19 protein-coding genes and 1 tRNA gene are annotated in these 20313 nt (G+C 51.6%); 14 read left to right on the plus strand and 6 right to left on the minus strand.

Annotated features, from left to right (window positions below; all coding sequences use genetic code 11):
* Window positions 1-109: 109 nt before the first annotated feature.
* Together ACJJIN_RS15645 and ACJJIN_RS15650 are read left to right on the plus strand one after the other, a co-directional pair.
* Window positions 110-1387 carry a YeaH/YhbH family protein gene (locus ACJJIN_RS15645; protein WP_413664237.1) on the plus strand — a complete coding sequence of 426 codons (1278 nt, stop codon included), beginning with the start codon at window positions 110-112 and terminating at the stop codon, window positions 1385-1387.
* Window positions 1387-2976 (plus strand): SpoVR family protein, encoded by a 1590-nt coding sequence (locus tag ACJJIN_RS15650; RefSeq protein WP_444895324.1) that lies wholly within the window; start codon window positions 1387-1389, stop codon window positions 2974-2976. The genes ACJJIN_RS15645 and ACJJIN_RS15650 overlap by 1 nt, the downstream gene beginning before the upstream one ends.
* Window positions 2977-3052: 76 nt before the next feature.
* Here the strand turns inward: ACJJIN_RS15650 and ACJJIN_RS15655 are convergent, their stop codons facing one another.
* Window positions 3053-3625: a helix-turn-helix domain-containing protein gene (locus ACJJIN_RS15655; RefSeq protein ID WP_413664235.1), complete on the minus strand. Its 573-nt coding sequence runs from the start codon at window positions 3623-3625 to the stop codon at window positions 3053-3055.
* 532 nt (window positions 3626-4157) lie between these two features.
* Here ACJJIN_RS15655 and ACJJIN_RS15660 point away from each other — a divergent pair.
* The 5 genes from ACJJIN_RS15660 (at window position 4158) to ACJJIN_RS15680 (ending at window position 9395) form a co-directional block, all read left to right on the plus strand.
* Entirely contained in the window at window positions 4158-5378 is a 1221-nt protein-coding gene (locus ACJJIN_RS15660) for a multifunctional CCA addition/repair protein (protein WP_444895325.1), read from the plus strand.
* Between the two features lies 1 nt (window position 5379).
* The gene (locus ACJJIN_RS15665) at window positions 5380-6099 is read left to right on the plus strand and encodes a pteridine reductase (protein WP_444898265.1); all 720 of its coding nucleotides are present in this window, start codon (window positions 5380-5382) and stop codon (window positions 6097-6099) included.
* Between the two features lie 108 nt (window positions 6100-6207).
* Window positions 6208-6903, plus strand: coding sequence for a response regulator transcription factor (locus tag ACJJIN_RS15670; protein ID WP_413664232.1), 696 nt, complete (start codon window positions 6208-6210; stop codon window positions 6901-6903).
* Window positions 6887-8134: a sensor histidine kinase gene (locus ACJJIN_RS15675; RefSeq protein ID WP_444895326.1), complete on the plus strand. Its 1248-nt coding sequence runs from the start codon at window positions 6887-6889 to the stop codon at window positions 8132-8134. The genes ACJJIN_RS15670 and ACJJIN_RS15675 overlap by 17 nt, the downstream gene beginning before the upstream one ends.
* A gap of 202 nt (window positions 8135-8336) precedes the next feature.
* Complete coding sequence (locus ACJJIN_RS15680; RefSeq protein WP_444895327.1) at window positions 8337-9395, plus strand: type 1 glutamine amidotransferase domain-containing protein; 1059 nt, start codon at window positions 8337-8339, stop codon at window positions 9393-9395.
* Window positions 9396-9416: 21 nt separating this feature from the next.
* On the opposite strand, the gene ACJJIN_RS15685 is transcribed toward ACJJIN_RS15680, so the two are convergent.
* Complete coding sequence (locus tag ACJJIN_RS15685; RefSeq protein WP_444895328.1) at window positions 9417-9878, minus strand: winged helix-turn-helix transcriptional regulator; 462 nt, start codon at window positions 9876-9878, stop codon at window positions 9417-9419.
* A 148-nt stretch (window positions 9879-10026) separates the two neighbouring features.
* On the opposite strand from ACJJIN_RS15685, the gene ACJJIN_RS15690 reads away from it, so the two are divergent.
* Complete coding sequence (locus ACJJIN_RS15690; RefSeq protein WP_444895329.1) at window positions 10027-11139, plus strand: NADH:flavin oxidoreductase; 1113 nt, start codon at window positions 10027-10029, stop codon at window positions 11137-11139.
* 69 nt (window positions 11140-11208) lie between these two features.
* On the opposite strand, the gene folK is transcribed toward ACJJIN_RS15690, so the two are convergent.
* Genes folK through tsaD form a run of 3 tightly spaced genes read right to left on the minus strand, consistent with a single transcriptional unit; the run spans window position 11209 to window position 13171 of the window.
* A complete protein-coding gene (gene folK, locus ACJJIN_RS15695; protein WP_444895330.1) occupies window positions 11209-11700 on the minus strand; it encodes a 2-amino-4-hydroxy-6-hydroxymethyldihydropteridine diphosphokinase in 492 nt (163 codons plus the stop codon).
* A 2-nt stretch (window positions 11701-11702) separates the two neighbouring features.
* Window positions 11703-12092, minus strand: coding sequence for a dihydroneopterin aldolase (gene folB / locus ACJJIN_RS15700; RefSeq protein ID WP_020411528.1), 390 nt, complete (start codon window positions 12090-12092; stop codon window positions 11703-11705).
* A 44-nt stretch (window positions 12093-12136) separates the two neighbouring features.
* Window positions 12137-13171 (minus strand): tRNA (adenosine(37)-N6)-threonylcarbamoyltransferase complex transferase subunit TsaD, encoded by a 1035-nt coding sequence (gene tsaD, locus ACJJIN_RS15705; protein WP_444895331.1) that lies wholly within the window; start codon window positions 13169-13171, stop codon window positions 12137-12139.
* A 173-nt stretch (window positions 13172-13344) separates the two neighbouring features.
* Here tsaD and rpsU point away from each other — a divergent pair, with 173 nt between their 5' ends.
* From rpsU to ACJJIN_RS15735, 6 genes are all read left to right on the plus strand, one after another.
* Window positions 13345-13560 carry a 30S ribosomal protein S21 gene (gene rpsU / locus ACJJIN_RS15710; RefSeq protein ID WP_020411530.1) on the plus strand — a complete coding sequence of 72 codons (216 nt, stop codon included), beginning with the start codon at window positions 13345-13347 and terminating at the stop codon, window positions 13558-13560.
* A 197-nt stretch (window positions 13561-13757) separates the two neighbouring features.
* A complete protein-coding gene (locus ACJJIN_RS15715) occupies window positions 13758-14204 on the plus strand; it encodes a GatB/YqeY domain-containing protein (RefSeq protein ID WP_108731584.1) in 447 nt (148 codons plus the stop codon).
* Between the two features lie 15 nt (window positions 14205-14219).
* Window positions 14220-16184: a DNA primase gene (dnaG, locus tag ACJJIN_RS15720; RefSeq protein WP_444895332.1), complete on the plus strand. Its 1965-nt coding sequence runs from the start codon at window positions 14220-14222 to the stop codon at window positions 16182-16184.
* A gap of 196 nt (window positions 16185-16380) precedes the next feature.
* Window positions 16381-18249 carry an RNA polymerase sigma factor RpoD gene (gene rpoD, locus ACJJIN_RS15725; protein ID WP_444895333.1) on the plus strand — a complete coding sequence of 623 codons (1869 nt, stop codon included), beginning with the start codon at window positions 16381-16383 and terminating at the stop codon, window positions 18247-18249.
* A gap of 90 nt (window positions 18250-18339) precedes the next feature.
* Window positions 18340-18759 carry a diacylglycerol kinase gene (locus ACJJIN_RS15730; protein ID WP_444895334.1) on the plus strand — a complete coding sequence of 140 codons (420 nt, stop codon included), beginning with the start codon at window positions 18340-18342 and terminating at the stop codon, window positions 18757-18759.
* 284 nt (window positions 18760-19043) lie between these two features.
* Window positions 19044-19120, plus strand: a tRNA-Ile gene (locus tag ACJJIN_RS15735).
* A 914-nt stretch (window positions 19121-20034) separates the two neighbouring features.
* Here the strand turns inward: ACJJIN_RS15735 and ACJJIN_RS15740 are convergent.
* On the minus strand, window positions 20035-20307 hold the full coding sequence (locus ACJJIN_RS15740) for a hypothetical protein (protein WP_444895335.1): 273 nt from the start codon (window positions 20305-20307) through the stop codon (window positions 20035-20037).
* Window positions 20308-20313 lie beyond the last annotated feature (6 nt).

Consider the following 20313-nt stretch of genomic DNA (forward strand, 5'->3'; position numbering starts at 1 on the left):
CTATAGTGAAGATACCAATAATTGTGTTTGGTGGATTCAGCAGGAAATATTCTGAATAGATTTATGGCGATGAATGCCTGTGAGCTTTATTCAGAACAAAGGCAGAAATATGAGCTATATCATCGACCGCCGCTTGAATGGAAAGAAAAAGAGTACCGTTAATCGGCAGCGATTCTTAAGGCGCTATAAGGCTCACATTAAGAAAGCTGTCGGCGACGCCATGAATAGCCGCTCTATTATGGACATGGATAAGGGAGAGCAAATCAGTATCCCTACTCGGGATATCAGCGAACCCTTATTTTCTCACGGTAGCGGTGGGCACGTAGAGCGAGTTTTACCCGGAAACAAGCAATTTACTGCTGGTGATCGTATCCCTCGTCAAGGTCAGCGAGGCGGTGATGGAAATGGTGGTGGTGCCAGTGATAGCGGGGAAGGGGTTGATGAATTTGTCTTCCAGATATCACAAGAAGAGTTTCTGGACTTTATGTTTGAGGGGCTCCAGCTGCCCAATATGATCAAGCAACGCCTGGCCGGCAACGAGTCTTTTCAAATAGTACGTGCCGGAATTAGTAATGAAGGAACTCCAGGTCGTCTCAATGTGATCCGCTCACTCAGGGCTGCCCATGCAAGACGCATAGCCTTGACCAGTAATAAGCGAAGAAACCTGCGTAATTTAGAGGAAGATCTATCCCAAGAAGAAAACAAAGATACTGCTCTGCGAGATCAGCGCAAAATTGAGGCTCTTAAAAACCAAATCGCCGAACTTCGCAGCCGTATCAATCGAGTCCCTTTCCTTGATGATTTCGACCTGAAATATAACCTGCTGATTCGACAACCAAAACCTCGATCTAGGGCGGTGATGTTTTGCCTGATGGATGTATCCGGCTCGATGAACCAAGCCACAAAGGATATGGCCAAACGCTTCTTCTTACTTTTATATTTGTTCCTACAGCGCAGTTATGAATATACAGAAGTCGTTTTTATTCGACACCACACTAGCGCCAAAGAAGTTGATGAAGAGGAGTTTTTCTATTCACGGGAAACTGGTGGCACCATTGTCTCAAGCGCGCTCAAATTAATGCGACGCATTATAAGAGATCGCTACCCCGCCAGCGAATGGAATATCTATGGAGCCCAGGCCTCAGATGGTGATAACTGGAACGACGACTCCAGTACCTGCCACCGAATCCTTATCGACGATATTATGCCCCATGTGCAGTATTACTCTTATGTGGAAATTACTCCCAGAGATCACCAGGCCCTGTGGGAAGAGTATGAAAGTGTCCGCACTTTATTCCCCGATCACTTTGCTATGGAGCAGATTGTCGATGTACAGGATATTTATCCGGTGTTCCGACAACTATTCCGCCAAAAGGTGACTGCCTGATGCTCGACAAATTTGCCAGTGGCGCTGAAGCATCTGAATCTGAGTCGCGTCAGCCCATATCAACAAGCTCAGAATGGACTTTTGAATTAATTCAGGAATATGATCGCGCCATCGGCGCACTGGCAGAAGAGTTTGGGTTAGATACCTACCCAAATCAGATTGAAGTTATCTGCTCAGAGCAGATGATGGATGCCTACTCCTCGGTAGGAATGCCAGTGGGTTATCACCACTGGTCTTTTGGCAAGCAATTTATCAGCGTGGAAAATAATTACCAGCGCGGATTGATGGGGCTGGCTTATGAAATAGTCATTAATTCTAATCCCTGCATCGCTTACCTCATGGAAGAAAATACCATGACAATGCAGGCTTTGGTGATTGCTCACGCCTCCTATGGGCACAATTCTTTCTTTAAAGGGAATTACCTGTTTCGCTCCTGGACAGATGCCAGCAGTATTATTGACTATCTGATCTTTGCCAAAAATTATATTTCCCGCTGTGAAGAGCGCTACGGGCTTGATGAAGTCGAGGCCATTCTCGACTCCTGTCATGCCCTAATGAACTACGGTGTAGACCGCTATAAACGCCCTTACCCAATCTCGGCTATTGAAGAAGAACGCCAACAGCAAGAGCGAGAAGAGTACCGCCAGAGACAGCTCAATGATTTATGGAGGACCATCCCAAAACTCGGTGACGGTATAGAGGAGACAAAGGAGAAACGTTTCCCCGAAGAGCCTCAGGAGAATATCCTGTACTTTGTTGAGAAAAATGCCCCTCTCCTGGAAAACTGGCAACGGGAGCTGGTGCGTATTGTACGTAAGCTGGCCCAATATTTTTATCCACAGCGGCAAACCCAAGTAATGAATGAGGGCTGGGCTACCTTCTGGCATTACACTCTCTTAACCGAGCTGTACAAGCGCGGGCGGGTGACTGAAGGCTTTATGATGGAGTTTCTTCAAAGCCACACCAATGTTATCTACCAACCCTCTTTTGACAGCCCTCACTACAGCGGTATCAATCCCTATACCCTGGGCTTCAGTATTTTTACTGACTTACGGCGTATCTGTGAAAGCCCCACTGAAGAGGATCGCCGCTGGTTCCCAGACATTGCTGGAAGTAACTGGCGTGAAACCCTTCAATTCGCCATGCGCGACTTCAAAGATGAAAGTTTTATTTTACAATTCCTGTCTCCCAAGGTTATGCGAGACATGAAACTGTTTTGTATCAGCGACAACGATAAAGAGAACGATATCATTGTCAGCGCAATTCACGATGAGAGCGGTTATCGCCAGTTAAGAGAGAACCTTGCGGGACAGTACAACCTGGGCAATCGGGAACCGAACATCCAGGTATATTCAGTAGATACCCGTGGTGACCGTTCACTGACCCTGCACCACACACAACACCGCCGTCGCCCTCTTGGTAAAGATACAGCAGAGGTATTAAGGCATCTTCACCGGCTATGGGGCTTCGATATTCACCTGAACAGCTTGAACGGGGATCAAATAACGGCCAGTTGTCACTGCCCAGAGCAAGGTCGGGACCGACCGGAGGGTGAAGAAGAGTCTATGTTAATACCAAAACCCATATAGGTTTCAGCGCGGGAACTGTTGAAATACCAGCCCCGCACAGAATGGGGAAATAATACCCACTTGCGAATCGCGCTACTTAGGCATCAGCTTCCAACAAAAGCTTGGCCTTTGCAGAAAGTTCACCGTGCTCAGAACGGTGAGTTAAAAGAGCATCAGCTCCAGCATCCAGCCAACGGGCTTTCTCGCCATCGTCATCAGAAGGCACAACCAGAATGCTCAAATTTGAATACTCACTGCGGGATCTGAGGTAGTCCAGCACCTGAAACCCACTCTCCCCAAGCAACCCAGTGTCAACCACTAACAACGCAGGCTTGGCACTCGCCATCAAGATACCGGCGGAAAAACTATCACTAGCTACTTCTACTTCACACCCCATCTGCTGAAGCGCCTGGCGTCCACCTGAAGTCAGCTCAGGATCAGTCGTTAACAAAAGCACTTTTCGACTGGGAACTGCCAGGTCGTTCGGAACTGGCATTGAGTTGTCCCGCAGGAAGCCCACGAAATCCTCAACACAGATACGGTGGTCACCACGCCCTGGAAGTTTGTATGCCTTGAGCTGGCCACGCTCAATCCAGCGAATCACCGTTCGGAAGTTAACACCGCAGTACCTGGCTGCTTCCCCGGTGGTTAGCACATGTAATTCGCTCATCTTTATTCTCCCCAACAACTGCGATTAAAAAGAAGAACAGTCAACTTCCCGAAAGTATCCTCTGCCCCACAGAGTTACACGTGAAATTATCCTGCCCAGCTGAACCGCCCCTATAAATTATGCTGTTTAATGCTGCAAACCCAGCCCGAAATTCGGTCCATGTAATTTATTAACGAACAGCGGAACAACCCCCTCAAAAAATACTAATAGATATAGTTGACAGGTAAGACAGGTTTCTTAGAATGACACTAGATTCGTGACTTGGGACTTGTCACGCGATCCTTTCCAGTGGTGTGGCCGTTAAGTCAGAGCCCCCACAGTTGGCAAAGAAATGTTTGCTAAGCGAATACCCTAAGACCCTGGGCCCCCTTGTTTTTTCGGGGCCTTTTTTTTATCTTGCCGAAGCTTCTTACACTCCTACCGCTCATCCTCCGTCCAGCAGACAAACCTGGAACAACGCCGGAACAAATGGACTTATGGCAGTACAATCACCTATCAGATCACTGGACCCTCCAGCTCTGGAGCAAATGTTTTGAAGATTTACCTTGTTGGCGGCGCAGTGCGCGACAGACTTTTGAATCGTCCAGTCACCGAGCGCGACTGGGTAGTAGTTGGGGCAGATGCAGATAGAATGCAGGACCTCGGATACGGCCCAGTCGGCAAAGATTTTCCAGTATTCCTACACCCTGAAACCGGTGAAGAATACGCTCTCGCTCGAACCGAAAGAAAGAGCGGCCACGGCTATGGCGGTTTTACCGTTAACGCCGATGCCAATATCACTCTGGAAGAGGATCTCCTGCGGCGAGATCTCACTATTAATGCCATTGCAGAAGACAGAGACGGCAATCTAATTGACCCCTACGGTGGGCAGGAAGATCTTGAAGCTCGGCTTTTGCGCCATGTTTCCCCTGCATTTGCCGAAGACCCGCTAAGAGTACTGCGAGTGGCCCGCTTTGCCGCCCGCTACCATCACCTTGGCTTTAGCGTTGCCCCTGAGACCATGATACTCATGCGCCAGATGGTAGAAGCAGGTGAAGTGGAATACCTGGTGGCCGAGAGGGTCTGGAAAGAGGTAAGCCGGGCACTTACCGAGCCAGACCCCGATATTTTTATTCGGGTACTGCGAGACTGCGGCGCCCTCTCGGTACTGTTACCAGAGTTAGAGAATTTGTTTGGTGTTCCCCAGCCGCCCAAACACCACCCCGAAGTGGACACTGGAGAACACGTACTGCTAGCCCTGCGCGCCGCACCGCCAGAGCTCCCCTTGCGTTTTGCAGTACTGCTACACGACCTGGGCAAAGGACTGACTCCCGAAGAGATTCTCCCCAGCCACCACGGCCACGAGGCCGCAGGCGTACCTCTTGTAAAGGCCGTCTGTGAGCGCTGGCGTACCCCAAAAGACCTGACTGCACTAGCTGTCGGGGTCTGCGAATATCACCTGCATTGCCACAGAGCCTTCGAATTGCGCCCACAAACCATTATGAAAATGATCCGCAGTCTGGATGCCTTGCGACGTCCCGAGCGATTTGAAAACTTTCTTCGCGCCTGTGAGGCAGATGCCCGAGGTCGTGAGGGGCTGGAGAATCGAGATTATCCACAGGTGGAATTTTTGCGCGCCGCTCGAGATGGGGCAGCGGCAGTAACTGCCGAGGAGTTGATTAAACAGGGCTACCAGGGTGCGAAACTGGGGCAAGCACTGGACCGGGAGCGCATCAAGGCAATCGCCAGAGTAAAGGATAACTACATTGCGTAATGTGTTGATTACCGGTGCCGCCGCACGCCTGGGCCGTGCTATTGCTGAAGAGCTGCATAGAGATCACAGAGTTGTTATTCACTATCGCAACTCGGCTGATGCTGCCAAGGCCCTGGCAAACGAGCTGAACCAACGTCGCCCCAACTCTGCCATAGCGTTGCACAGTGAGTTGAATAGCGCCGAAGCCTGTTCCAATCTGGCCCAACGTGCACAAGAGGCCTGGGGCGGTATTGATGTTCTGGTCAACAGTGCCTCAGCATTTCACCCCACACCTGTGGGAAGTGCAACCGAGGAGGACTGGGATCGGCTGGTAGGCAGCAACCTCAAAGCCCCCTTCTTTCTCACTCAGGCCCTGAAAGAAACACTCTGCCAACAACAGGGTTGCGTTGTTAATATGGCGGATATTCACGCCGAGCGCCCGATGCCCAAGCATACTATTTACTGCGCCGCCAAGGCTGGACTGGTAATGCTGACAAAAAGCCTCGCTCTGGAGCTATCGCCCCAGGTGCGGGTCAATGCAGTCGCCCCCGGTGCCATTCTTTGGCCGGAACAAGAGGCAACTAACGAAGCCAAGAAAGCACAAATCACCCAGCGCATTCCTTTGGCCCGAACCGGTGACCCCAGCGATATCGCCAAAACCGTGCGCTTCCTGATCTGTGACGCCCCCTATATCAACGGCCAGGTTATTGCCGTTGACGGCGGCCGCAACCTCAATATCTAGGGCGGTCCAACCAATATCTAAAACAGTCCAACAACGGGGCTTCACTTCAATTTCACCGGCACTCTGTCAGAATGCTTTGTAACTTCCTCTGCCACAAGAGATTTGCCGGTGCGCTCACTGAAGATATTGTTGATTGAAGATAACCCCACTATCGCCCGCCAGCTTGCCGAATTCCTGCACGCTGAGGGCTGGCAGATAGATTATGCCCAGCGGGGCCGCCAGGGCTTACAGCTGGCCCTGGAACAAATCTTCGACCTGATTATTCTCGACCTGGGCCTGCCGGATATGGACGGCTTAGAGGTCTGCGAAAAGATCAAGGCACAAGCGCCAGTTAACATGCCAATTCTGATGTTAACTGCCCGAGATGCTCTCGCAGATAAAGAACGCGGATTTGGTATCGGTGCCGATGACTACTTATGTAAGCCCTTCGAACCAAGGGAACTGATACTGAGATGCCGCGCCCTGGCACGTAGACACCAGCTGCATACCAGTGAAGAAATTAAGGTCGGTGATTTACAGATAAACCAGCGCCAGCAAACGGCCTACCGGGATAAACAACCTCTGCCCCTGACAACTATCGGTTTTCGCATTCTCACTATGCTCGCCCAGGCGTCGCCAGCACCAGTAAGTCGCTCGGCAATAATCCACCATATTTGGGGTGATGAACCCCCAGAAACAGACGCCTTAAAATCCCACATTTATAGTCTTCGCCAAACACTGGATAAGCCTTTCCAGGCCCCTATGTTGAAAACCATCACCAATCTCGGTTATCAGTTGGAAACTCCCAATGCGCGAAACCAGTAATTTACAGAGGAAGGTCTTCGCTATTTTTGGCAGTTTTACCCTGCTGCTATGCTTGGTGTTTTTTGCCATTTGTATGATGGTGGCCTATGTAGTTGAAGACCATTTATTCGATAACTTATTGGCCGGAGAAGTCCGCTACCTCGAACAGCAGGCAAGACTGACTAATACGACCCCAGAGCCACGCCTACCCTATTTAACGCTATACACTGAAAGCAAAGTAATTCCGGCCGAACTGCGCACAGCCTTACCAAGCTATGCAGAAAAGGCTGAGTGGTTTAGTGATACTGAACATCACTTCCATTTACGCAGAGTACATTTTCCGGACAACCATTCCGCCGTTCTCGTAGCTGAAGTCAGTGAATTGCTCACTGTTACCCGACAATCTTCAAAGCTTCTCTGGCTCTTTGCCAGCGCCTGTATCTTGACCCTACTCTTAGCCCTCTATTGTGCTTTTCGTATTTCCCGTAAAACCATCGCGCCTGTAGTAACCCTCGCTAAAGCAGTTCAGCAGCAGAGAAACTGCGATTCTCAAATTTCCCTGCCCTATAACAATGAACAAGATGAAATCGGTTATCTCGCAAGTACGCTGCAAGATACACTTAACCAGCTCAAGCTAACATTGCGCAGGGAAACTGAGTTTACCCGGGATACAAGCCATGAGTTGCGCACCGGACTAACCATTCTGAAAAGCACACTGGCTCTCAGTCAAAATCGGGAAATGACTTTAGCTGAGAAAAATGAGCTCTTAGAAACTGTTACCGGTATGGAAAAAACCGTTAAGACACTATTAGCCCTCGCCCGCTCTGAGTCTCTACAGTCGGAAGATATCCCATTGTGCGCTTTACTAGAGGAACGTCTTTTAGCTCAACACCAGTTAATTGTACAAAAGCATTTTAATGTTGATTTAAAGTTAGGGCACAAAGTCAGAGTCCTGGCCAATCGACACCTGGTAAGTCTGCTCTTCGACAACTTGATCAGCAATGCATTACAGCACGCTACCAGCCCTGAATTGGTTATTACCTATAAGGGGGACACACTCTTTTTTGAGAACGCCACAGACAACCAATTAGATCTAGAAACCTCCCTCTTACCCGGCCAAAAGAGGGAAGGCAGTGACGGCATTGGTCAAGGCCTTTTCCTGGCCAAGAGAATCTGTGAAGCCTTAAATTGGACCATCTCTATCCAGTGTAAAAAAAATATTTATCAGTGCTCTCTATCTTTTACACAGTAGCGTTCTAAGATTCAAATTTTTACCGTATGCGCTCGAGATGCACAGTGAATCAGCATCCATACCTTATACGATCTCGAGCGCAGCTTTTTCTTTCTTCCTAAATAGCAATTGTAATCTCACCTGAATTTCACCTTCCATCCCTTATTCTCCTACGAACTCACTAGAAGATTTTCCGTCTGCTACTGCAATTTTGGAGATTAATATGTTGAAGAAAATTGTTATTTCCCTGGCTCTGACTTTGTCCATATTTTTTGGTTTTATTATTTGGATTAAGGGCCTAATTCCACCCCAAGAGCAGGACTTTTCCACTACGACAGTAAGTGACCTGCCGTATTTACAACAATTACCCAGGGAAAGCCGAGGAAAAATCTTAGCTGTTGTCACCAGTACTGAAACGATGGGAGATAATGGCAAGGCAACTGGTTATGAATTAACTGAACTGGCACGCCCCTATTACATCTTCTCAGCCAACGGATTTATTGTCGATATTGCCAGTCCCAAAGGCGGCAAACCGCCTGCGGTGATCGATAAAGATGATCTGGGGCCTTTCGACTATGCCTTTCTCAATGACCCGGAGGCACAACAAAAGGTCAATCACAGTATTCCTATTGATCAGGTATCAGCAGAAGATTACCAGGCCGTATTTTTTGTCGGCGGTAAAGGCACCATGTTTGATTTCCCCGACAATCCCCATATCCAGTCCCTGGTGCGGGAAATCTATAACAGCGGCAAAATTATCGGAGCGGTATGCCACGGGCCAGCAGCCCTTGCCAATGTCACCCTGGATAATGGCAAGCCCTTAATCGCCGATCGGCAGATCAGTGCTTTTACTAACGAAGAGGAGCTTTTTCTTATCCCTGATGCCGAGCAACGATTTCCATTCCTGCTTGAGGATCGCTTACGTGAGCAAGGCGCGTTTTTTCAGGCTGGGCCCACTTACCTGGAACAAGTCAGCGTGGATGGCCAACTTATTACCGGGCAAAACCCCTGGTCCACCTGGCTGGCAGCTGAGAGTATGGTAAGCGCGATGGGGTATACCCCTGTTCCACGCCAAATCACTCCGGCGGAGCAGACCGTCAAATTACTACTCACTTATGAGCAGCGCGGCTTTACCGAGGCCACAGAGAAATTACACAAGCTGCAGGAGAAAGGGGAAATAGACCAGCGCCTACTGGCCCTGCACGGCGTTGTCTCTGTTATGCGTTGGGAGCCGGGCAGGGCTCTGGACATAATCAGACTGCTATCCAAGAGCCAGGATTGATAGAGCTCCTCAAAAAGCCAGCTAGCCAGCCTGCTCTAGGGGCTGGCCATTTTCATCCACAAATAATACATCGCGAATACTGAGTTTTTGTCCCTGGGCATTCTGCACAGCCACTTCGGAGATAGGCTCACCACTGTTTTTATCGACCAGGTGCATCCCATCTTTATTGCCGTTCCAGCGCAGATTCCACTGGCGCAGGGCAATTACCACCGTAAACAGGTCCCGGCCTTTTTCCGTTAAGCGGTACTCGTAGCGAGTGCCGTGTTCACCCGCATCAAAGCGTACCAACACCTCGTTATCCACCAGACGGGACAACCGATCCACAAGGATATTTTTGGCGATTCCCAGGTTTCTTTGGAAATCCACAAAACGGCGGGTACCCAGCATCGCCTGCTTAATTATCAGCAGGGACCACCAGTCCCCCACTTCATTCAGAGCGCAAGCCAGGGAGCAATTGAGATCATCAAAGCGTTTACGTGACATACCCCCAGTATACCGGTAAAAAGGTTGCAATACGAAACCAAATGTTGAACTCAACCTCAAGATAAGGTCTTATAACGCAACCATTTTAGTTGTGACCTAGTGGGACCAATAAGTCCCAGTGTTGAATCGAGACATTCAGGAGAGAAATATGAGTGGTTCCCTGGACAACCTACTGCGTCCTTTCGAGCATAAATCCCTAAAGCTGCGCAACCGGGTCGCAATGGCCCCCATGACCCGCACTATGTCACCGGGCTATTCAGCCAATGACCAAGTGGCCGGCTATTATCGCCGCCGAGCTGAAGGTGAAGTGGGACTGATTATTACCGAAGGCACCTTCGTTAATCATAAAGCCGCCAACGGCTACGAGAATGTACCGGCAATCTACGGTGAAGCCGCTCTCGCCGGCTGGAAAAAGGTGGTAGACGAAGTACACGCTGCCGGTGGCCAGATTATCCCGCAGTTATGGCACGTAGGCTCCGTGCGCAAAGAGGGCATAGGCCCGGATAAATCAGTGCCCGGCTATTCCCCCTCAGGCTTATTCAAACCCGGCAAGCCCAATGGCCAGGCGATGAGCAAAGAGGACATCCAGGAAGTTGTACAAGCTTTTGCAGACGCGGCGAAAGCAGCCAAGGAAATTGGGTTTGACGGTGTAGAGATTCACGGCGCCCACGGCTACCTGATCGACCAGTTTTTCTGGGAAGGTACCAACCAGCGCGATGACGAGTACGGTGGCTCCATCGAAAATCGCACCCGCTTTGCAGTGGACATTATCAAAGCGGTACGTGCAGCCGTAGGCGAAGATTTCGCCATAGTGCTGCGCTACTCCCAGTGGAAGCAGCAGGATTACGAAGCCAAATTGGCGCAAAACCCGGAAGAACTGAAACGCTTCCTGACACCGTTGGTTGAGGTCGGCGTTGATATTTTCCACGCCTCTACAAGACGCTTCTGGGTGCCAGAATTTGAGGATTCTGATCTCAACCTGGCAGGCTGGACCAAGGAATTGACTGGAAAACCGGTAATTTCTGTCGGCAGTGTCGGCCTTGACGATGATTTTATCGGCGGCAATAACCAAGGCATGGGCGGTACTGCCAATCCTACCGATTTAGGCGAGCTGACCCGCCGTATGGACAATCAGGAGTTCGACCTGATTGCCGTTGGCCGCGCGCTATTGCAAGACCCACACTGGTTCGCCAAGGTGCGTGAAGATCGCGCGGAGGAAATCACTCCGTTCACCAAAGAAGCGCTAATGAGCCTAAGTTAATTATTCCTAACAAAAAAGCAGCCTCAAAGGGCTGCTTTTTTATCTACTTTTTTTAGAAATTTATTGGAATCACGGCCAAATAAATTCCACCGGCCACAATTTTTGTGAAGCCTGGTCGTACTCATCCCACAGCTGACGGTAAGTTTTCTGCTCGACCGGGTGCAATTCTTCTGGAGCAATCTCTGCCAGAGGCTGTAAAACAAAGGCATTTTTTACAATCTCACCTCTAGGCAATTTTACCCCATCGACAGTTCCGGTCAGGTGATCATAGGTGAGAATATCAATATCCAGAGTGCGCGCGCTGAACTTAGGCCCGGAGCGCAGGCGGCCGTTGGCATCTTCAATACCTCGCAGACACAGGGCCAGCTGCCCTACCGGCAGGTCAGTTTGCAGCCCAACCACCAGGTTGTAAAAGTTATCGCCCTGGAAACCCACCGCTTCACTTTCGAAGACCCGGGACACCTGTAATTCGCCAAACCGCCCGGTCAGGGCATCCAGCGCTGCGCGGATATATTGCGCACGATTGATATTACTGCCGAGGCTGAGATACACCTGAGCCACGTTTACACTCCCGCAGACATCGCTGCTGCACCTTTTGCCGGCCTCTCGCCGCGCTCAATAATGACACCCACATCCCTGGACCCTCTGACCGCACCCGGCTTGGACAACCGCAGTCGCAGCCAGCTTACAGAAAACTCTTCCCTGACAATTGCCGCAGCCTGCTCTGCCATGGTCTCCACCAACAGAAACTCACTGCTTTCAATAAAAGCGATCAAGCGCTTGGCCACCGCTTTATAGTTAAGTGTGTACTCGATATTGTCTGTGCGCGCCGCCTCACTAATATCGAAGGCCATCTCCAAATCGAGACTGACCGTCTGTCGCACTTCCCGCTCCCAATCGTAAATACCAATAATGGTATTCACCTTTAAATCCCGTATATAAACAATATCCATTTATCGGCTCTTTTCTTTTTACTGCCAGGCTATTCCTGGGATTTTTAAAGTTCGGTCTTGGGCAATTCTGTCATAGGCCAGCGCGGACGCACATCTACCGCAAGGCTCGTCTGCTCCCCTGCTTTTAAACGCAAACTACCGGCGTAGGCGATCATGGCGCCGTTATCAGTGCAGAATTCATGGCGCGGATAGTAGACGCTGGCGTTATCCTTTCGCAGGCTCATTTCCAAACGCTCGCGCAATAATTTATTTGCGGAAACTCCACCGGCAATCACCAGGGTTTTATAGCCGGAAGCCTTAATAGCGCGACGACATTTAATCACCAGGGTGTCCACTACCGCCTCCTGGAAAGCCGCAGCAATATCTGCGCAAGTCTGCTCGTCCGGTAAACCATCCTCGAGGGCATGCTTGCGCACCGTCGTCAGGGTGAAGGTTTTAAGACCTGAAAAACTGAAATCCAACCCCGGTCGATCCGTCATAGGACGCGGAAAGTTAAAGCGTTTGGGATCTCCTTTCTCCGCCAGGGCAGCCAAACGCGGGCCACCGGGATAATCCAGGTCGAGCATTTTGGCGGCCTTGTCAAAGGCCTCGCCGGCGGCATCATCCAGGGATTCACCCATCAATTCGTAATCGCCGAGCCCCCGCACCTCCACCAGCTGGGTGTGTCCGCCGGAAACCAGCAGGGCCACAAAAGGAAAGGCGGGCGGATTATCCTCCAGCATTGGAGCCAGCAGGTGGCCTTCCATATGGTGCACCGCCACCGCCGGGATATCCCAGCCATAGGCCAGTGCACGGGCCGCGCAGGCCCCGACCATCAGCGCTCCCACCAGACCGGGGCCTGCGGTATAGGCGATACCATTGAGGTCTGAAGGGCTGGTATCGGCCTTCTTCATTACCTGTCGAACCAGCGGCAAGAGCTTGCGCACATGATCACGGCTCGCCAGCTCGGGGACTACGCCGCCATAATCGGCATGCAGGTCCACTTGACTGAACAGGGCATGGCTGAGCAAACCGGACTCAGAATCGTAAATAGCGACGCCAGTTTCATCGCAGGAAGTTTCTATACCAAGGACGCGCACTTGATCTCATTCTCGTGACTACTTCGAGGGGTGGTTATCATACTGGAAAATGGGGTTGCGATCCCGTATAGGAGTGTTTAGAATTTGCGCCCTCGCTGTGAACCGGCCACCGGATGCAACTGCGAGAGCATTGCCGGAATGGCCGAGAGAAACGAATTTTAACAGGTATCCTAATGCCCTCTGTACGAATCAAAGACAACGAACCTTTCGATATCGCCCTGCGCCGTTTCAAGCGCTCCTGTGAAAAAGCAGGCGTACTGTCTGAAGTACGTCGTCGCGAGTTCTACGAGAAGCCCACCGCTGTTCGTAAGCGCAAAGCTGCTGCCGCTGTAAAGCGTCACGCTAAAAAGCTTCAGCGCGAAAACCGCAAGTTCCAGCGTCTCTACTAAGAGCCGCAGGCTGCATAAGCCTGTCGCAGCGAGGCGGCCGGACGGGCTTAGCCCGTAGCGGAGCTATAAAGAACGGCGTGCGAGCCATACTCGCGCGCCGTTTTTCGTTTGGGCTAACGCATTTCCCCCGCCCAGCAGACAAGCTATCCTAAGCCCCTGATCCAAAATTCATTGCCAACAATCTCGGAACACTCACTATGAGCACTCTCAAGGAAACCCTGACTCAAGCCACTAAAGACGCAATGAAAGCGCGAGACAAAGAGCGCCTGGCCACCCTGCGCCTGATCAACGCCGAGATCAAACGCGTTGAAGTCGACGAGCGCATCGACCTGGATGACGCCCGCATCCTCGCCCTGCTGGACAAAATGACCAAGCAGCGCCGCGACTCCATTACCCAGTACGAGAAAGCTGGCCGGGCTGAGCTGGCAGCAGTAGAGCAGGCTGAAATTGAAGTTATCCAGGAATTCCTGCCGAAGCAGCTGAGCGAAGCTGAGATCACCGATATCGTTGCCTCCGCCGTCAAAGACACCGGTGCCAACAGCATGGCGGATATGGGCAAAGTCATCGCCCAGGTTAAACCCCAGGTGCAGGGCCGTGCAGATATGGGCGCGGTGAGCAAACTGGTGAAGGCCCAACTGGCCTAAGCTGAGCGAATCCCCATGGCCGGCAAGATACCCCAGCACTTTATTGACGATCTGCTCGCAAGGGCAGATATCGTTGAGCTGGTGGACAGCCGGGTCAAGCTGCGTAAAACAGGCAAAAACTACTCTGCCTGCTGCCCCTTCCACGACGAGAAAACCCCATCGTTTACCGTGAGTGCGGACAAGCAGTTTTATTATTGCTTCGGCTGCGGTGCCAATGGCAATGCCATCGGCTTCCTCATGGAGTACGACCGCCTGCCCTTCCCAGAAGCGGTGGAAAAACTCGCGGCCACCCGTGGACTGGAAGTTCCCAGGGAACAACTGGCACCGGGGCAAGAAAAGCGCCAGCGGGAGAGTCAATCTCTCTACCAGCTCACAGAGAAAGCCGCCGACTACTACCGTGAACAGCTGCGTAACCACCCCGCCGCAGGCAATGCGGTGGCCTACTTGCGTAATCGCGGCCTCTCCGGTGAGATTGCCCGGGACTTTGGTATCGGCCTTGCGCCCCCGGGCTGGGACAACCTGCTCAATGCATTAGCCGATACCCCCGAGAAAGCGGATCAACTGGAACTGGCAGGCCTGGCCATTCGCCGCCAGGACAGTGATGGCAATACCAAGCCCAACGCGCGCCACCACTACGACCGCTTCCGCAACCGTATTATTTTCCCGATCCGCGACCAGCGCGGGCGCGCCATCGCCTTTGGCGGGCGGGTACTGGGCGACGACAAACCCAAGTACCTGAACTCCCCGGAAACCCCGATTTTCCACAAGAGCCGCGAACTCTACGGCCTGTGGGAAGCGCGCCAGGCCAACCGCAATTTAGAGCGCCTAATTGTGGTTGAAGGCTATATGGATGTGGTGGCACTGGCCCAGTTCGATATCCGCTGCGCCGTCGCCACCCTGGGCACCGCTTGTGGCGAAGACCATATTCAACTCGCCTTCCGCCACACCTCGGAACTGCTGTTTTGCTTTGATGGCGACCGTGCCGGCCGCGCTGCCGCCCGCCGCGCTCTGGAGTCGGCCCTGCCGCAGATGCAGGACGGACGCAGCCTGCGCTTCCTGCTGCTGCCGGAAGGCGAGGACCCGGACACCCTGGTACGCCAACTGGGCGGTGAACGTTTCCAGCAGCTAATTAAGGAGCAATCCCTACCGCTGGAAGATTTTCTCTTCGACCTACTGAGCGAAGATATCAACCTGCAGACCATGGACGGCCGCGCGCGCCTGTCCAAACTCGCCGCCCCCCTGCTGGACCTGCTGCCCGATGGCGTCTACCGCCAGCTGATGTTCCAACAACTGGCCTCGCGCACCGGGCTCGACAAGGAAACCCTGCAAGAGGTTATCCGCACAGAAAAAGCTCGCACGCCGCAACAGCCCCACCCGCAACCTACAGCTGCACCGGGAGAGCCAAGCCAAGCACCCTCCCCTCACGAGGAGCTGGAGCACCGCACACCGCCGGAACCCTGGCAGCGCGACAACAACTTCAGTGAAAGTGCAGCACCGAATTACGACAGTCCGCGCCGCCAGAGCCAATATCTCCTGCCGCCAGAGCGCATGCTGATCGCCCTGCTGTTGCACCACCCGGAGCTGGCAACACAAATCGAAAATCCACAGCAATTCCCCATCGACGGCAATGCAGACCTGGCATTGTTTATCCAACTGGTGGAACTGTACAAAAGCCGCCCCCAATTAAATTTCTATCAATTGATCGGCCACTGGCGTGCACACCACAGCGCAGAATCTTGCGATACCCTGGCCAAGCTCGCTATATCTCCGCTGGTATCGGTCGCGCGGCAACTCGCCCAGGATGACAGCAACCTGGAATACGATCCGCACACCGAATTTAACGACTGTCTGCTGCGCCTGAAACAAGCTGCAGACAAACAGCGCAACCGCGATTTACTCGATCAACTCAAGAACAGCGCCCAGTTGAGCCCCGAAGAACAACTGGCTCTATTAGCCAATTGGCGAAAAAAGCAGAATTAATAAGCGCCAACCCCTTGAAAACTGCGGGCTCAGCACTATATTCACTCACCCCCGCCGGGCGGGATCGGGAACCCCAGCACCCTAAACATCGCACCTACGCCGTTACTTGACAGCTAGAGTGGTTATTGCTAGTGCAAATACGCTATAATCCCGCGTCTTTGTCCCGTATTTTCATTCCCAGAATTCAGGGTTGTGCATGACCGACAAAACCCAGCAACAGTCCCGCATTAAGGAACTGATCGCCCGCGGTAAAGAGCAGGGCTATCTGACCTATGCCGAGGTAAATGACCACCTACCGGAAGATATTTCCGATCCCGATCAGGTGGAAGACATTATTGGCATGATCAACGACATGGGCATCAAGGTGTTTGAAACCGCACCGGATGCCGAAGAGTTGTTGATGGCTGAAGGCGACAGCTCCGCTGATGAAATCGCCGCAGCCGAAGCTGCCGCTGCCCTGGCAGCCGTAGAGTCCGACGTAGGCCGAACCACCGATCCAGTACGCATGTATATGCGCGAAATGGGCACCGTAGAGCTGCTCACGCGCGAAGGCGAGATCGCCATTGCCAAGCGTATCGAAGAGGGCCTGCGCGAACTGATGGCCGCCCTGGCCTACTGGCCGGGTGCAGTGCAGCAGATCATCGATGAGTACGCTCTGATCGAGAAAGAAGAGCGCCGCATCCCCGATATTATCTCCGGTTGGCTCGACCCCGCCGACGAGGTTCCGCCCGGAGCCCAGGCTGGCCAAGCCGCCGCCGCTGCCAGCGCGCCGGAGTCATCAGATTCCGATGACGACGCCGAAGACGACGACAGCGATGACGACAGCAGCGAAGAAGAAGAGGAAGCTACCGGCGGTATCGACCCCGAAGAGCTCGCCGAGCGCATGAACGCGCTGATCGCCGCACAGAAAGCTGCCGACGAAGCCATCGCCGCCCACGGTCGCGATTCCAAAGAAGCTGGCCAGGCCCTCGAAGCCGTTGGCGATGTATTCCGCTTCTTTAAACTGGCTCCCCGCCAGTTCGACCCGCTGTACGGCGAAGTTCGCTACGTACTCGATAGCGTGCGCGAGCAAGAGCGCGTGGTTATGGCCATGTGTATCAAACGCGCCCGCATGCCGCGCAAGACCTTTATCAAGGAATTCCCCGGCAACGAGACCAATGATGATTGGATTCCCGCAATCATCAAGAAAAAGCGCGATTATTCCGATGCCCTGCGCCACGTCGTAGACGAAGTTGTTCGCGCCCAGCGCAAACTGGCTCAGTTCCAGGAGCGCGCTAAGCTGGACGTAGGTCAGATCAAAGAGATCAACCGCCGCATGTCCATTGGTGAGGCCCGTTCACGCCGCGCCAAGAAAGAGATGGTCGAAGCCAACCTGCGTCTGGTTATCTCTATCGCCAAGAAGTACACCAACCGCGGCCTGCAATTCCTGGACCTGATCCAGGAAGGCAACATCGGCTTGATGAAGGCTGTGGATAAGTTCGAATACCGCCGCGGTTACAAGTTCTCCACTTATGCCACCTGGTGGATTCGCCAGGCCATTACCCGCTCTATTGCGGACCAGGCCCGTACCATCCGTATTCCGGTACATATGATTGAGACTATTAATAAGCTCAACCGTATCAGCCGCCAGATGCTGCAGGAAATGGGTCGCGAGCCCACTCCGGAAGAACTGGGCGAGCGCATGGAAATGCCGGAAGACAAGGTGCGCAAAGTCCTCAAGATTGCCAAAGAGCCGATCTCCATGGAGACGCCTATCGGCGACGACGAAGACTCCCACCTGGGTGACTTTATCGAGGATCAAAATCAATCCTCGCCGGTGGATACCGCCACTCAAACTGGCCTGCACGACGCTACCCGCTCTGTGCTCTCCGGCCTCACCGCCCGTGAAGCCAAGGTACTGCGTATGCGTTTCGGTATTGATATGAATACCGACCACACGCTGGAAGAGGTGGGCAAACAGTTTGACGTAACCCGCGAGCGTATCCGTCAGATCGAAGCGAAAGCATTGCGCAAACTGCGACACCCCTCCAGGTCGGAGCATTTACGCAGCTTCCTCGACGAGTAAGCGCTAGACTAAAGCCCGGTTCAACCGGGCTTTTTTTTGTGACATAAAGATGACCTCCCCGCGCAGGCTTAGTGAAAGCAGGAGATAAGCATGCAAAAAGAAATGGCGAATAAGCAGGAAAAATCTGAAGAGCTTGCCAACAAGCCCGGCAAGAAGGGGTTTGCTCGTCTCCTGGCTGCCACTAGCTACTCCAGTCAGGGGCTCGTCGCTGCATGGCGCAATGAGGAGGCTTTCCGCCAGGAAGTCATTGGTATATGCCTGCTAGTCCCATTCGCACTCTGGGCCGGGGAGACACCTACAGAGCGCGCCATATTGATTGCAGCCGTGATGTTTGTCCTCCCAATAGAACTTATCAACAGCGCTATTGAGGCGACCGTGGACCGCATCGGCCCCGAGAAACACCCGCTGGCCAAGATTGCCAAAGACACAGGCTCCGCCGCCGTGGCCGTCGCTCTCTTCGCTGCGTTCCTGGTTTGGTGCTGTATTCTTATCCCCAAACTGCCGATTTAAATACTTTAGTATGGGATTTTGACCTCCATTTCACATAAACAAGACAGCTGTACCAATTACAGCTTCTAGTTAAGACTATCGAACCAATTAAGGTGTTTGGCAGCTTTCACAAGGTGGGCATCTATTCCATAAAGATCAGTTGTTGGCGAAAGCTTGAGCAACAGGGAAAGAAGATTTCTAGAATTTGCCCATATCGGCTTTGAGTGCTAACAAAGGCATTGATTTGCAAGGGAAAATCTTGTACTTTTCCCAACCGCTTGCAACGATCCTCGCAAGCAATGTGTGGGCCCTTAGCTCAGTTGGTTAGAGCATCCGACTCATAATCGGCAGGTCCTGGGTTCGAGTCCCGGAGGGCCCACCATTTTTAATCCCCTATAAATCCCAGCCATTTCTAGGTAATTCAACTCCCCCGCTATCCTTAGCTTTCAGGGGAAGCGACCACTTACTCGCCACCTTATAAAAATTTAGCTAAAGAAATATTCGTAGCTTTCTAGGGCCTGTCGATTGCTAAAAGCTCAAGTATTTATTGGCCCACTATTGATGCGGGGAAAGGCCTCGTAAGGAAAATCGTGTCATTCACAAATCCCCAAATATTTCTATTATTTTTAAGATGTCACTAGACTATCCGAAATGGGGCAGTCGATGGAAAAAGTGCCATCTGCAATGAAGTGCAATTTAAGCACTTAAAACTTACGGAGGTTTTGATGATCAAAACAAGGAGGCAGTGACCCGGGCGATCGATTTGATTATCGCTCAGCAACCATGTGAACCATACTTTGCGGCTATTCGAGCGCTAACTGCCAACAGTTAACACCTTACTTTGTCAGCGAGTTGACTCACTTAAATCTAATTTTACTTAATCCCTTTTAACTTATCTCGCAACCAAACAATTCCATTTCCTTGAGGATAGTTTTTACAACACCCTCTAAGCTTCTAGCTCTTTGGCGGACAACTAAAGCTCAAGGGCTATCACAATTGCTTGCTGAGCCCTATGCTCTTCAGAATTATGAATCTCATTATCTGGCAGAGTTACTTTATACAAGCCTACAAGAGATTGCCAAAGATCATCATTCCCTGAAAGGATCGGCATGGCAAACGAATGAGCTATGCCAGCCACTATTTTCGGATGATACTTTATCTTTAAAAGCTCTATTAAATTTGGCGAGGCATCAAGGTAATCATCATTGTTATTAACGAAGCTCTATACTGATTTTACTGAGAAACTAGCGTTATGCAGTTCACCAACCAGTACTTACTCATCTTATCGAGGAATATTTATTCACGGTGACTCCTTAGCTTTTCAGAAACAATTGTAGAAGCCATAGCAAACATTGCTGCATACATAAACAACTGAATCACAGTAGAAACTGATAAATCATATTTTTCCACACTCAACATCCCATATTTAAACAACGAAAAAATATTCCAAATTAAAACACCGCAAAATACAAAGTAAAAAAATTTGGAAAAACGACGACGAAATTGCAAAGACCACTTCAGTAATAGCCAAGTACCTGCGTAAAAAAACATAAAAATTACAATTATCATTAAAAT

The sequence above is a fragment of the Microbulbifer maximicatervae (SeqCode) genome (assembly GCF_052467505.1).

What these genes read in the sequence shown, in the direction of transcription:
- ACJJIN_RS15645 (WP_413664237.1), top strand. Translation starts at nt 110, where the DNA reads ATGAGCTATATCATCGACCGCCGCTTGAATGGAAAGAAAAAGAGTACC.
- ACJJIN_RS15650 (WP_444895324.1), top strand. Translation starts at nt 1,387, where the DNA reads ATGCTCGACAAATTTGCCAGTGGCGCTGAAGCATCTGAATCTGAGTCG.
- ACJJIN_RS15655 (WP_413664235.1), bottom strand. Translation starts at nt 3,625, where the DNA reads ATGAGCGAATTACATGTGCTAACCACCGGGGAAGCAGCCAGGTACTGC.
- ACJJIN_RS15675 (WP_444895326.1), top strand. Translation starts at nt 6,887, where the DNA reads ATGCGCGAAACCAGTAATTTACAGAGGAAGGTCTTCGCTATTTTTGGC.
- ACJJIN_RS15680 (WP_444895327.1), top strand. Translation starts at nt 8,337, where the DNA reads ATGTTGAAGAAAATTGTTATTTCCCTGGCTCTGACTTTGTCCATATTT.
- ACJJIN_RS15685 (WP_444895328.1), bottom strand. Translation starts at nt 9,878, where the DNA reads ATGTCACGTAAACGCTTTGATGATCTCAATTGCTCCCTGGCTTGCGCT.
- ACJJIN_RS15690 (WP_444895329.1), top strand. Translation starts at nt 10,027, where the DNA reads ATGAGTGGTTCCCTGGACAACCTACTGCGTCCTTTCGAGCATAAATCC.
- folB (WP_020411528.1), bottom strand. Translation starts at nt 12,092, where the DNA reads ATGGATATTGTTTATATACGGGATTTAAAGGTGAATACCATTATTGGT.
- rpsU (WP_020411530.1), top strand. Translation starts at nt 13,345, where the DNA reads ATGCCCTCTGTACGAATCAAAGACAACGAACCTTTCGATATCGCCCTG.
- ACJJIN_RS15715 (WP_108731584.1), top strand. Translation starts at nt 13,758, where the DNA reads ATGAGCACTCTCAAGGAAACCCTGACTCAAGCCACTAAAGACGCAATG.
- dnaG (WP_444895332.1), top strand. Translation starts at nt 14,220, where the DNA reads ATGGCCGGCAAGATACCCCAGCACTTTATTGACGATCTGCTCGCAAGG.
- rpoD (WP_444895333.1), top strand. Translation starts at nt 16,381, where the DNA reads ATGACCGACAAAACCCAGCAACAGTCCCGCATTAAGGAACTGATCGCC.
- ACJJIN_RS15730 (WP_444895334.1), top strand. Translation starts at nt 18,340, where the DNA reads ATGCAAAAAGAAATGGCGAATAAGCAGGAAAAATCTGAAGAGCTTGCC.
- ACJJIN_RS15740 (WP_444895335.1), bottom strand. Translation starts at nt 20,307, where the DNA reads ATGATAATTGTAATTTTTATGTTTTTTTACGCAGGTACTTGGCTATTA.